General features: G+C 68.1%; 11 protein-coding genes and 1 pseudogene. 6 read left to right on the top strand and 6 right to left on the bottom strand.

Annotated elements, in window-relative coordinates; all coding sequences use genetic code 11:
• Positions 1-69: 69 nt before the first annotated feature.
• Together ispD and ispF are read left to right on the top strand one after the other, a co-directional pair.
• Positions 70-765: a 2-C-methyl-D-erythritol 4-phosphate cytidylyltransferase gene (gene ispD, locus AC1ECW_RS13940; RefSeq protein ID WP_481202064.1), complete on the top strand. Its 696-nt coding sequence runs from the start codon at positions 70-72 to the stop codon at positions 763-765.
• The gene (gene ispF, locus AC1ECW_RS13935) at positions 765-1,244 is read left to right on the top strand and encodes a 2-C-methyl-D-erythritol 2,4-cyclodiphosphate synthase (protein WP_409703261.1); all 480 of its coding nucleotides are present in this window, start codon (positions 765-767) and stop codon (positions 1,242-1,244) included. Before ispD ends, ispF begins: the two co-directional genes overlap by 1 nt.
• Here the strand turns inward: ispF and AC1ECW_RS13930 are convergent, their stop codons facing one another.
• Complete coding sequence (locus AC1ECW_RS13930) at positions 1,245-2,579, bottom strand: ATP-binding protein (RefSeq protein ID WP_409703264.1); 1,335 nt, start codon at positions 2,577-2,579, stop codon at positions 1,245-1,247.
• 131 nt (positions 2,580-2,710) lie between these two features.
• Positions 2,711-3,454, bottom strand: a complete 744-nt coding sequence (ompR, locus tag AC1ECW_RS13925) for an osmolarity response regulator transcription factor OmpR (RefSeq protein WP_481202063.1) — start codon at positions 3,452-3,454, stop codon at positions 2,711-2,713.
• Positions 3,455-3,692: 238 nt separating this feature from the next.
• On the opposite strand from ompR, the gene AC1ECW_RS13920 reads away from it, so the two are divergent.
• Positions 3,693-4,397, top strand: a complete 705-nt coding sequence (locus AC1ECW_RS13920; protein WP_409703270.1) for an SIMPL domain-containing protein — start codon at positions 3,693-3,695, stop codon at positions 4,395-4,397.
• Positions 4,398-4,481: 84 nt separating this feature from the next.
• Here AC1ECW_RS13920 and AC1ECW_RS13915 read toward each other — a convergent pair whose 3' ends face one another.
• Positions 4,482-5,252: a 3-hydroxybutyrate dehydrogenase gene (locus AC1ECW_RS13915; protein ID WP_409703273.1), complete on the bottom strand. Its 771-nt coding sequence runs from the start codon at positions 5,250-5,252 to the stop codon at positions 4,482-4,484.
• A 72-nt stretch (positions 5,253-5,324) separates the two neighbouring features.
• Between AC1ECW_RS13915 and AC1ECW_RS13910 the strand changes: the two genes are divergently transcribed.
• The gene (locus AC1ECW_RS13910) at positions 5,325-6,203 is read left to right on the top strand and encodes an alpha/beta fold hydrolase (protein ID WP_409703276.1); all 879 of its coding nucleotides are present in this window, start codon (positions 5,325-5,327) and stop codon (positions 6,201-6,203) included.
• The gene (locus AC1ECW_RS13905; protein ID WP_409703279.1) at positions 6,200-8,467 is read left to right on the top strand and encodes a RelA/SpoT family protein; all 2,268 of its coding nucleotides are present in this window, start codon (positions 6,200-6,202) and stop codon (positions 8,465-8,467) included. Before AC1ECW_RS13910 ends, AC1ECW_RS13905 begins: the two co-directional genes overlap by 4 nt.
• Here AC1ECW_RS13905 and AC1ECW_RS13900 read toward each other — a convergent pair.
• From AC1ECW_RS13900 to merC, 3 genes and pseudogenes are all read right to left on the bottom strand, one after another.
• A pseudogene (locus AC1ECW_RS13900) lies at positions 8,453-8,641 on the bottom strand (hypothetical protein); the annotation flags it as partial. The gene AC1ECW_RS13905 and the pseudogene AC1ECW_RS13900 overlap by 15 nt on opposite strands.
• A gap of 22 nt (positions 8,642-8,663) precedes the next feature.
• The gene (gene merA, locus AC1ECW_RS13895) at positions 8,664-10,346 is read right to left on the bottom strand and encodes a mercury(II) reductase (protein ID WP_481202062.1); all 1,683 of its coding nucleotides are present in this window, start codon (positions 10,344-10,346) and stop codon (positions 8,664-8,666) included.
• A gap of 36 nt (positions 10,347-10,382) precedes the next feature.
• The gene (gene merC / locus AC1ECW_RS13890; RefSeq protein ID WP_481202061.1) at positions 10,383-10,730 is read right to left on the bottom strand and encodes an organomercurial transporter MerC; all 348 of its coding nucleotides are present in this window, start codon (positions 10,728-10,730) and stop codon (positions 10,383-10,385) included.
• Positions 10,731-10,804: 74 nt separating this feature from the next.
• Here merC and AC1ECW_RS13885 point away from each other — a divergent pair.
• A partial coding sequence (locus AC1ECW_RS13885) for a transposase (RefSeq protein WP_481202060.1) occupies positions 10,805-11,237 on the top strand: 433 nt, incomplete at its 3' end.

Raw genomic sequence — 11,237 nt, 5'->3', positions numbered from 1 at the left:
AAAGGGCGCTCCCCCGGGGCGAACGGATGCCCGGATTATAGAATCCGCTTCCCCATAGCCCGGCCTTTCATGCAGATCTCCTTCGAGGCTCCCCGCTGCTATGCGCTGGTTCCCTGCGCAGGGATAGGTGCCCGCGCCGGGGCCGCCGGCCCCAAGCAATATGAGCTCGTGGCCGGGCGCAGCGTGGTGGCGCACACGCTGGCGGCCCTGGCCGCCGTACCGAGGCTGGCCGGCACCCTGGTGGTGTTGGCCCCCGACGACACGCAGTTCGAGCAGGCGGCTCCAGGTTATCCGGGCTGGGTGGCCCGCGTGGGCGGGCCCAGCCGGGCGGCGTCGGTGGCAGCCGGCCTGGTCGCGCTGCGCGAGCGCGGCGTTCAGCCGCACGACTGGGTGCTGGTGCATGACGCCGCACGTTGCCTGCTGCGCCCCGAGTGGGTCGAGGCCTTGATCGAGGCCTGCTTCAATGACGAGGTCGGCGGCTTGCTGGCCCTGCCGGTGGCCGACACGCTCAAGGAAGAGATTGCGGGCCGCTGCGCGGGGACGCTGGACCGGCGCGCCAAATGGCAGGCCCAGACGCCGCAGATGTTCCGCCTGGGCCTGCTCCACAGCGCGATGGTGCATGCGGGCGAGACGGTCACCGACGAGGCCAGCGCCGTCGAGGCCCTGGGCCACCGGCCCAAGCTGGTGCCTGGCGCGCTGGAGAACTTCAAGATCACCTATCCCCAGGACTTCGTCCTGGCCGAGCGACTGCTGAGGATACGCTGATGGACATCCGCATCGGAGAAGGCTGGGACACGCACGCACTGGTGGCTGGCCGCAAGCTCATCCTCGGCGGCGTGGAGATCCCGCACCATCTGGGCCTGCAGGGCCACTCGGATGCCGACGCCTTGCTGCATGCCATCACCGACGCACTGCTGGGGGCGGCAGCCCTGGGGGACATCGGCCGCCACTTTCCCGACACCGACGAGCGCCTGCGCGACGCCGATTCCTCGGTGCTGCTGGCCGAGGCGATGCGCCGGGTGCGCGAGCGCGGCTACGAGCTCGTCAACCTGGATGCCACCATCGTCGCCCAGGCGCCCAGGATGGCGCCGCACATCCCGGCCATGTGCCAGCGCATTGCCGCCATCCTCGGGTGCGGGGTGGAGCAGGTCAACGTGAAGGCCAAGACGGCCGAGAAGCTCGGGCCCGTGGGCCGGCAGGAATCGATCGAGGCGCGCGCGGTGTGCCTGCTGCGGCGCGCCTGATCAGGGGGCTTTGCGCAGCCGGATGCGGGCGATCAGTCCCGTGTCGGGCGCAGGCGCGTTGCTCAGCTCGAAGGTGCCGCCCATGCGGATGATGGTTTTCTCGACGATGGCCAGGCCCAGGCCGGCGCCGGTGGCGGCGGTGCGCGCCGCATCGCCGCGGAAGAAGGGCGTGGTGAGCTGGGGCAGCTTCTCGGGCGAGACGCCGGGCCCGTGGTCGCGCACGCTGATGATCACCCACGGGCCGGTGCGTGCATAGGTCACCTGCACGAGGGCAATGCCGGTGTCGCTGCTGCGCCCATAGCGGCGTGCGTTCTCGAAGAGGTTGCCGATCACGCGGCCCAGCTCGGTTTCGTCGGCCAGCACCATGGTGTCGATGGCCACGCGCGACTCGATGCGGATCTGGCTGGCGTCGCGGAAGGCCGCGGCGGCCCGGTCGATCACACCCGACAGGTGCACCGGCACCAGCTTGACTTCGCTGGGGCGGGCGTAGTCCATGAACTTGTCGATGATGGCGTCGAGCTGGTCGATGTCGGCGGCCATGTAGCGGCGGGCCTCCTCGTCCTGCACGCTCATCTCGACTTCCAGGCGCAGACGTGCCAGCGGCGTGCGCAGGTCGTGCGAGATGCCGGCGAGCATCACGGCGCGGTCTTCCTCCACCTTGGCCAGCTCGCGGGCCATGCGGTTGAAGCCCTTGTTGACCTCGCGGATCTCGCTGGTCATCGTGTTCTCGTCCAGGCGGGATTCGTACTCGCCTTCGCGGATGCGGCTGGCGGCGAACGAGAGCTGGCGCAGGGGCTGGTTGATCAGCCGCGCCACGGTGGCCGAGCCGATCACGGTGGCCAGCAGCGCGATGCCCACCCAGACGAACCAGGTCTTGCCGGTGACGGGCTCCAGGCGTTGCGGATCGGCCTGCAGCCAGTAGCGGTCGGTCTCGATGGCGAAGTCGATCCACAGGCCCGGCCGCCCGTTCACGCTGGAGGCCACCACGGTGGTGGGGCCCAGGCGGGTGCGCAATTCCTCGGCGATGCGCCGCGAGAAGCGGTCGGTGTCGAAGGGCACGTAGGCGTCGCCAGGTTCGCGCGGTTGCACGCGGATGGCTTCCTGCTCGGTGATGGTCTTGAGCAGGGTGACGCGGTTGATGCTGTCGGTGTAGCGCAGTGCCACCCGTGAGAGGTTCACCAGACTGGCCAGTTGCTGGGCCGCCTGCACGGCCCGGGGCTCGAACTCCAGGGCGCGGAAGGTCTGCACCCAGGCGAAGATGCCAAACCCCAGCAAGGCCCCGAGCAGCATGAAGGTGCGCCAGAACAGGCTCAGGGTGACACGTTTGCGGACCATCGGGGCTTGTCGGACAGGGCAGGGGCTGGATGCGCCCCGCAGTATGCCGCCCGCAGGCGCGGGACAGCGTCATCGGTGATGAAAAAACGCCAGACCCGGGGGTCTGGCGCGCAGCGTCCGGCCGGGCGGGGTCAGGTCGCGCCGTCGGGCACGAAGACATAGCCCACGCCCCACACCGTCTGGATATAGCGGGGCTGGGCGGGGTCAGGCTCGATCATCTTGCGCAGGCGCGAGATCTGCACGTCCAGGCTGCGGTCGAAGGGCTCGAACTCGCGGCCGCGGGCCAGTTGCGCCAGCTTGTCACGCGACAGCGGCTGGCGCGGATGGCGCACCAGGGCCTTGAGCATCGAGTACTCTCCCGTGGTCAGCGGTATGGCTTCGCCGTCCCGGGTCAGGCGGCGCTGGGCGAGGTCGAATTCGAAGGGGCCGAACACCACGGTCTGCGGCTCCTTGGTGGGGGCGCCAGGGGCCTCCATCGCAGGGCGGCGGCGCAGCACCGCATGAATGCGCGCCAGCAGCTCGCGGGGGTTGAAAGGCTTGGGCAGATAGTCGTCGGCGCCCACCTCCAGGCCCACGATGCGGTCGACGTCCTCGACCTTGGCGGTGAGCATGATGATGGGTGTCTGGTCGTTGGCCGCGCGCAGCCGGCGGCAGATCGACAGGCCGTCCTCGCCGGGCAGCATCAGGTCGAGCACGATCAGATCGACGGTCTCGCGCGTCAGCACCCGGTTCAGCGCCTTGGCATCCTCGGCCAGGAAGACTTCGAAGCCTTCCTGTGTGAGGTAGCGGCGCAGCAGGTCGCGGATGCGGGCATCATCGTCCACCACCACGATCTGGTCGGGGCGCGGCGCGGGGGTCTGGGGGGCTGTGGTCATGGGGACTCCCGAATTTGTAACAACGCGGGATTGTGCGGGTGAGCAACCGCCGAAAACGGTCGTTTTGACCAAGTGTTACAAATATTGCCACTCGGGGCCCGAGGCCGCAAATCCCCGTGTGAAGACGGGTGAAGCGCATGTAAAGCCTGGGCAAAGGCGGCACCGGCCGTCGTCGTTTCGACGCGGGCTTGCGTTAGCCTGTCACGTCGAGCCTCTTGTTACCTCAGGAAAGGATCCCATGAAGCGACGCTTCGTTCTGCCCGGTCTGTGCCTTGCTACCGCGTTGGCAACTCCTTCCGTCCTGGCCCAGCCGGCGGCGGCCAACGTGGTGAGTTTTGCCACCAGCGCCAGCGTGGAAGTCCCGCAGGATTTCCTGAGCCTGACGCTGAACACCACGCGGGAAGCCGGCGATGCCGCCACGGTCCAGAAGGCGCTGCAGCAGGCGGTGGAGGCCGCCCTGGTCCAGGCCCGGCCCGCCGCGCAGCCTGGCGCGATGGAAGTACGCACCGGCCACTTCTCGGTCTACCCGCGCTATGCCAGTCAGGGGCGGATCTCCGGCTGGCAAGGCACGGCCGAGGTCGTGCTGGAAGGCACGGACATCGCGCGCATCACCCAGACGGCCGCACGCATCCAGACGCTGAGCGTGGCGCGCGTGTCGCAGGGGCTGTCACGCCAGGCCCGCGAGAAACATGAGGCCGCCGTGCAGGCCCAGGCCGTGGCCCAGTACCGCGCCAAAGCGCAGGAACTGGCCAAGCTCTTCGGCTTCGGCGGCTATGAGCTGCGCGAGATCAACGTCTCGACCCAGGAGCCCGGTGTGATCCCGGTGCCCCTGATGATGCGCGCCAAAGCCGATGTGATGGCCGCCGAGGCGGCTCCCCTGCCGGTGGAGGCCGGCAAGGCGCTCGTGACGGTGACGGTCAGTGGCAGCGTGGTGCTGAAGTAGGGCCTGCGCGTTTCGCGCTGCCACCCACCCGCCCGGCCCGCGCAGGGGCCGGGCCGCACGCTCGGCGCCTGCTGGCTCGATGGCTTACTGGGCCACCCAGCCGCCGTCCATGTTCCAGGCCACGCCGCGGACGTTGTCGGCGGCGGAGGAACACAGGAACACGGCCAGCGCGCCCAGTTGCTCGGGCGTGGTGAACTGCAGCGAGGGCTGCTTTTCGCCCAGCAGTTCGCGCTGGGCCTGCTCCAAGGAGATGCCACCCTGGGCGGCACGGGCATCGATCTGCTTTTGCACCAGGGGGGTGAGCACCCAGCCCGGGCAGATCGCGTTGACCGTCACGCCGGTGGTGGCGGTCTCCAGCGCCACGGCCTTGGTGAAACCCACGATGCCATGCTTGGAGGCGACATAGGCCGATTTCTGCGCCGAGGCCACCAGGCCGTGCGTGGAGGCGATGTTGATCACGCGGCCCCAGTTGCGTCGCTTCATACCGGGCAGGGCCAGGCGGGTGGTGTGGAAGGCCGAACTGAGGTTGATCGCGATGATCGCATCCCACTTCTCGGGCGGGAAGTCCTCCACCGGGGCCACGTGCTGGATGCCGGCGTTGTTGACCAGGATGTCCACGCCGCCGAAGTCCTGGGCGGCATAGGCCATCAGCTCGGCAATCTGCGCCGGCTGGCTCATGTCGGCGCCGTGGTAGCCCACCCGCACGCCGGTCCGGGCCAGTTCGGCCTTGGCCGCCTCGACGTCGCCGAAACCGTTGAGCACCACGTCGGCACCTTGGCGTGCCAGTGCCAGGGCCACCCCCAAGCCGATCCCGCTGGTCGAACCCGTGACCAGGGCGGTCTTGCCTTTCAACATATGGAGTCCTCTTTGCTAAGGTTCAGGGAGAATCAGCGACAAGCCCCTGGATTATCAGAGAGGAGGGCCCCGATGACGCAGCCGCGCCTGGATTTCGTGCAATGCCTCGACCCCCACGGCCTGCACCGCATGGCCTATTGGGAATGGGGCGACCCGTCCAACGGCCGGGTGCTGGTGTGCGTGCACGGGCTGTCGCGCCAGGGCCGCGACTTCGACGTGCTGGCCCAGGCGATGTGCGACCACTACCGCGTGGTCTGCCCCGATGTCGTGGGCCGCGGCCGCTCGGACTGGCTCGACGACCCGATGGGCTACCAGATCCCGACCTATGTGGCCGACATGGTCACCCTGCTCGCGCGGGTGCGGGCCGAGACGGTGGACTGGGTGGGCACCTCGATGGGCGGACTCATCGGTCTGGGCCTGGCCTCGCTGAAGGGGGCTCCGGTGCGCTCCCTGGTGCTCAACGACGTAGGGCCCACGATCGAGCCGGCGGCTTTGCAGCGCATCGGCACCTATTTGGGGCAGCTCCCTCGTTTCGACACCGTGGAGGCCGCGGCCGACTACTTCCGTTCGATTTCGGAAGGCTTCGGCCCGCACACGCACGAGCAGTGGCTCGCTCTGACACGGCCGATGCTGCGCCGGATCGAGGACGAACGGGGCGTGGCCTACATCCCGCACTACGATCCGAAGATCGCCGTGCCTTTCCATGCGGCCACGCCCGAGATGGCAGCGGCCGCGCAGGCCCTGCTGTGGCAGCGCTATGACAGCCTGCGCACCCGCACGCTGGTGATCCGCGGCGCGCAGTCGGACCTGCTCACGGCGCAGACGGCGCAGGCCATGGCCGAGCGCGGGCCGCGGGCAACCGTGGTGGAGTTCGAAGGCGTGGGCCATGCACCCACGCTGGTGGATCCGGCCCAGGTGGCCGTGGTCCGGGAGTTTCTGACGACAGCATGAAGACGATGTCCCAGGACGCGGCCGAGGTGGCCGCGCCCATCGTGCAACTGGCCGGCGAGATGGACTCGCCCGCCGCGGCGGCTTCGCTGCGCGGGCCCGGCATGGCCGAGGCCCTGGCCCAGGAGACGGCGCGCCTGGAGCGCGCGCGCGCCTTTGCCGAACCCCTGTTGGCCGGCCAGCGGCTCGACACCGGCGAGGATGCGCTGGACCACGCCGCCGGCGTGGCCTCGATCCTGCGCTCCATCGGCGCCTCGCCCTCGCTGCTCGCGGCGGTCTACCTCGTCTACGTGGGCGAATATCTGAACAAGCCCGAGGAGGTGATCGGCAAGGCCTTCGGTGCATCGTATGCCAGCCTGGTGGCGGCCACGCGCAAGCTGGTGCAGATCCAGCGCAACGCCCGCGACGCCCTGATCGACGAGGAGATGCGCGCCGAGCAGACCGAGCGTGTGCGCAAGATGCTGCTGGCGTTCTCGCGCGACCTGCGTGTGGTGCTGGTCCGCCTGGCCTCGCGCCTGCAGACGCTGCGCTATTACGCCCAATCCAAACGCGAATGTCCGCTGGTGCTGGCGCGCGAATCGCTGCACGTGTTCGCGCCGCTGGCCAACCGCCTGGGCATCTGGCAGATCAAATGGGAGCTCGAGGATCTGTCTTTCCGCTTCCTCGAACCCGAGCAGTACAAGGCGATTGCCCGACAGCTCGACGAAAAGCGTATCGAGCGCGAGCAGGTCGTGGAGCAGGCCCGTCAGCGCCTGAGCGCCCAATTGCGTGAGCACGGCATCGCCGCACAGGTGCAAGGCCGGCCCAAGCACATCTACAGCATCTGGAAGAAGATGCGGGGCAAGCAGCTCGACTTCGACCACGTCTACGACCTGCGGGCCCTGCGTGTCATCGTGCCCGGCGTGCCCGATTGCTACGCCGCACTCAGCCTGGTCCATGAGCTCTACCGGCCGCTGCCTGAGGAGTTCGACGACTACATCGCCAAACCCAAGCCCAACGGCTACCAGTCGCTGCACACCGTGGTCTACGACGAACAAGGGCGCAGCCTGGAGATCCAGATCCGCACGCAGGCGATGCACGAGCATGCCGAGCACGGCGTGGCGGCCCACTGGGCCTACAAGGAGGCCGGTACCCGCGGCTATGCGGGCGTGAGCGCGGCCGGCGATTTCGAAGCCCAGGTGGCCGAGGCCCGCAAGGCCGTGCTGCGCCAGTTGCTGGCCTGGGAGCGCGATTTCGTTGGCCAGGCCACGCAGACCTCGGGCGCGGTCTTCGACGACCGCATCTATGTCTTCACGCCGCAGGCAGCCATCGTGGAGCTGCCCGCCGGTGCCACGCCGGTGGACTTCGCCTACACCGTGCACACCGACCTGGGCCACCGCTGTCGCGGCGCCCGGGTCGATGGCGCCATGGTGCCGCTGAACACGCCCCTGCGAAGCGGCCAGACCGTCGAAGTGGTGGCGGCCAAGGAAGGTGGCCCGTCGATGGATTGGCTCAACCCCGAGCTGGGCTACCTGCGCAGCGCGCGGGCCAAGGCCAAGGTGCGGGCCTGGTTCAACGCCCTGGCCCAGCAGCAGACCATCGCCCGCGGACGCGAGCTGGTGGAAAAGCTTCTCCAGCGGGAGGGGCGCACTGCGATCAAGCTCGAGGACCTGGCCACGCAACTGGGCTTTCGCAATGCCGATGCCCTGTTCGACGTGGTCGGCAAGGACGAGTACTCGCTGCGCCACATCGAGAACCTGTTGCGTCCGTCCGATCCCGCAACGACGGCCGATGACCAGATTGCCCTGCGCAAGCCACGCAGCGACTCCGGCAGCGGCAAGGGCGGTGTGCTCGTGGTGGGCGTGGAGTCCTTGCTGACCACGCTGGCGCGCTGCTGCAAGCCCGCACCGCCCGACGCGATCGGCGGCTACGTCACCAAGGGCAAAGGGGTGGCGGTGCACCGCGCCGACTGCTCGACCTTCCGCCAGATTGCCGGGCGTCACCCGGAGCGGGTGATCGCGGTGACCTGGGGCCAACCCACTGGCGACAGGATCCCAGTCTATCCGGTGGACGTGGCGGTCGAGGCCATCGACCGTCAGGGGCTGCTGCGCGACATCTCCGAAGTGTTCGCCAAGGAGAAGATGAACGTCATCGGCGTGAACACCCAGACCGTGCGCGGCACGGCGTGGATGACCTTCACCGTGGAGGTGGCCGATTCCGCGCGCCTGGCCCAGGTGCTGGGCGTGGTGGCCCAGGTCCCGGGCGTGCGGCAGGCCAGACGCCGCTGATATCGTTTTCAGAAGACGGCTGCACCAATTGACGGGGCATAACGCCGGCACCGTTTCACCCAGACCAATCCCGGCCTCGAACAGGGCGCGCACGAAGCGCAGCACATGGTCGCGCATCAGGCTGACGCTGACGCCCGCGTCCTGGGCCAGCTTCGATACCGTGTAGGTGCTCACAAAAGACACCTACTTCCTCGCCCTATCCCGCGCAGCAGGACAAATGCTTCACGTCCTTGCTGAAGGTCTGCGCCGCGAGCTTCAGGCCCTCGACCATGGTCAGATACGGGAACAACTGTTCGGCCAGTTCCTGCGCCGTCATCCGCGCCCGGATGGCGAGCGCCGCCGTCTGGATCAGTTCGCCAGCTTCCGGCGCGACCGCCTGCACGCCGATCAGCCGGTGGCTGCCTTCCTCGATCACCAGCTTGATGAAACCGCGCGTGTCGAAGTTGGCGAGCGCACGCGGCACGTTGTCGAGTGTGAGCAGGCGGGTGTCGGTTTCGATGCCCTTCAAATGTGCTTCCTGCTCGGAAAGGCCCACCGTGGCCACCTGCGGATCGGTAAACACCACCGCCGGCATGGCGGTGAGGTCGAGCATCGCATCGCCGCCCGTCATGTTGATGGCGGCGCGCGTGCCAGCCGCCGCTGCCACGTAGACGAATTGCGGCTGGTCGGTGCAGTCACCGGCGGCGTAGATGTCCGGTGCGCTGGTACGCATCCCCTGGTCCGTGACGATGGCCCCCTGCTTGTTCACCGCGACGCCCGCCACTTCGAGGTTCAGGCTGTGGGTGTTGGGTACGCGACCGGTGGCGACGAGCAGCCGGTCGGCGCGCAGTTCACCGCTCGGGAGCGTCAGCACGAACTCGTCATTCGTATGCGCAACCTGGCTCGCCTGCGTGTGCTCCAGCACTTCGATGCCCTCGGCGCGGAACGCCGCCGTCAGTGCTTCACCGATGGCCGGGTCTTCGCGGGAGAACAGCGTGCTGCGTGCCAGGATCGTGACCCGGCTCCCCAGCCGGGCAAAGGCTTGCGCCAGTTCGACCGCCACCACCGACGAGCCGATCACGGCCAGCCGCTCGGGGATGGCGTCGCTCACCAACGCTTCCGTCGACGTCCAGTAGGGTGTGTCCTTGAGGCCGGGAATCGGCGGCACGGCCGCGCTCGCGCCGGTGGCGATCAGGCAGCGGTCGAAGCTCACGGCGCGCTCGCCGCCATCGGGCAAAAGCACCGTGAGGCTATGGCCGTCCTTGAAGCGCGCTTCGCCTTGCAAGACTGTGATCGCCGGGTTGCCATCGAGGAGGCTTTCGTACTTGGCATGGCGCAGCTCATTGACGCGCGCCTGCTGCTGGGTCAGTAGCTTCTCACGCAGGATCGCCGGCGGCGTGGGCGGCAGGCCGGCATCGAACGGGCTTTTGCGGCGCAGGTGGGCGATATGGGCGGCGCGGATCATGATCTTCGAGGGCACGCAGCCGACGTTGACGCAGGTGCCGCCGATGGTGCTGCGTTCAATCAGCGTCACCCGCGCGCCTTGCTCGATGGCTTTCAGCGCCGCCGCCATCGCGGCACCGCCGCTGCCGATGACGGCGATATGCAGTCCGCTGTCGTGGCCGACCTTACCGCCGCCGCCAACCCATTCCCGCACGCGGTTGAGCAGTCCGCTCTTTGCGGGACTAGAGAGGGCATGAGCCAGCGTCGCGCGATAGCCAAGTCCGGTGACGGCGGCAATCAGGGCCTCGGTTGACGTGTTGGGCTCCATCGTGAGCCAGGCGCTGCCCTGGGCATAGGAGACTTCGGCCGCCCGCACGCCCGGGACGTTTTCCAGCGCCGCTTTGACATGAGCGGCGCAGGAGTCGCAGGTCATGCCGGTGATTTTCAAATGTGCCATGAATTCTTACTCTTCAAATGGCGTGTGCTCGAAACGTCAGCCACGTTTTGCCGGCAGTCCGCAGCCATCCGGCCCGCAGCGACGTTTTGCTGGCGATAGCAGATCCCAGACCGCCACGCCCAGCATCAATGCAAGTCCCACGTAGAGCACGCTACTGACGAAGGTGTAACGTCCGATCAACACCAGGATCGGGCCGATCATGCCCAGCACGCTGCGATCCCATTGCTGGTGACTGAACCAGCCCAAGGCATTCGCCAGCAAGGCAATGACGGCAAACAAGGGCAACAAGGTACCGACAAAAACCGCCTCCCACTGGGACAGAAAACCCAAGCCGACAGCCGCGCCGATGCTGGCCAGTGCCGGAAAGCACATCGCGCAGCCCATGGCCGACCCCCTGCGTCAGAATAGTTGTCGCCCCGATAGAACGATGAACCTGGGGGCGAGGATGGAAGAACGAGTTGGCTCGATACGGACAAGCATTCAAGGACCGGGCGGTGGCCAGGCTGCTGCCGCCGGAGAGCGCGCCGCTGGAAGTGGTGTCGCGTGAGATGGGGGTGAGCATCGACACGCTGCAGCGTTGGCGGGCGGACGCGCTGTCCAGGCCTGCTCGAGAGCGGGGCTGGACAGCGGCGGCTCGACTGGAGGCGGTGATCGCCACTGCGGCCATGGACGAGGCGGCCAAGAACGCCTGGTGCCGCGAGCATGGTGTGTATCGGCAGCAGCTGCAGCAGTGGCGAGACAGCGCCACGCAGGCGCTGGCCGAGCCCGAGGAAGCACGCGCGAGCCCGCAGGCCACCAAGGAAGACCGGCGGCGCATCAAGGAACTCGAGCGCGAGGTGCGCCGCAAGGACAAGGCGCTGGCCGAGACGACGGCGCTGCTGGTGCTGTCAA

Source organism: Caldimonas hydrothermalis (assembly GCF_056746695.1).
The sequence above is the reverse complement of the archived record's forward strand: the minus strand, read 5'-3'. Positions and strand labels throughout refer to the sequence as shown.

Bases quoted from the DNA above. Each gene is read 5' to 3' on its own strand.
- merA (WP_481202062.1), bottom strand. From the start codon at position 10,346: ATGGCACATTTGAAAATCACCGGCATGACCTGCGACTCCTGCGCCGCT.
- AC1ECW_RS13905 (WP_409703279.1), top strand. From the start codon at position 6,200: ATGAAGACGATGTCCCAGGACGCGGCCGAGGTGGCCGCGCCCATCGTG.
- ispF (WP_409703261.1), top strand. From the start codon at position 765: ATGGACATCCGCATCGGAGAAGGCTGGGACACGCACGCACTGGTGGCT.
- AC1ECW_RS13920 (WP_409703270.1), top strand. From the start codon at position 3,693: ATGAAGCGACGCTTCGTTCTGCCCGGTCTGTGCCTTGCTACCGCGTTG.
- ispD (WP_481202064.1), top strand. From the start codon at position 70: ATGCAGATCTCCTTCGAGGCTCCCCGCTGCTATGCGCTGGTTCCCTGC.
- AC1ECW_RS13910 (WP_409703276.1), top strand. From the start codon at position 5,325: ATGACGCAGCCGCGCCTGGATTTCGTGCAATGCCTCGACCCCCACGGC.
- merC (WP_481202061.1), bottom strand. From the start codon at position 10,730: ATGGGCTGCGCGATGTGCTTTCCGGCACTGGCCAGCATCGGCGCGGCT.
- ompR (WP_481202063.1), bottom strand. From the start codon at position 3,454: ATGACCACAGCCCCCCAGACCCCCGCGCCGCGCCCCGACCAGATCGTG.
- AC1ECW_RS13915 (WP_409703273.1), bottom strand. From the start codon at position 5,252: ATGTTGAAAGGCAAGACCGCCCTGGTCACGGGTTCGACCAGCGGGATC.
- AC1ECW_RS13930 (WP_409703264.1), bottom strand. From the start codon at position 2,579: ATGGTCCGCAAACGTGTCACCCTGAGCCTGTTCTGGCGCACCTTCATG.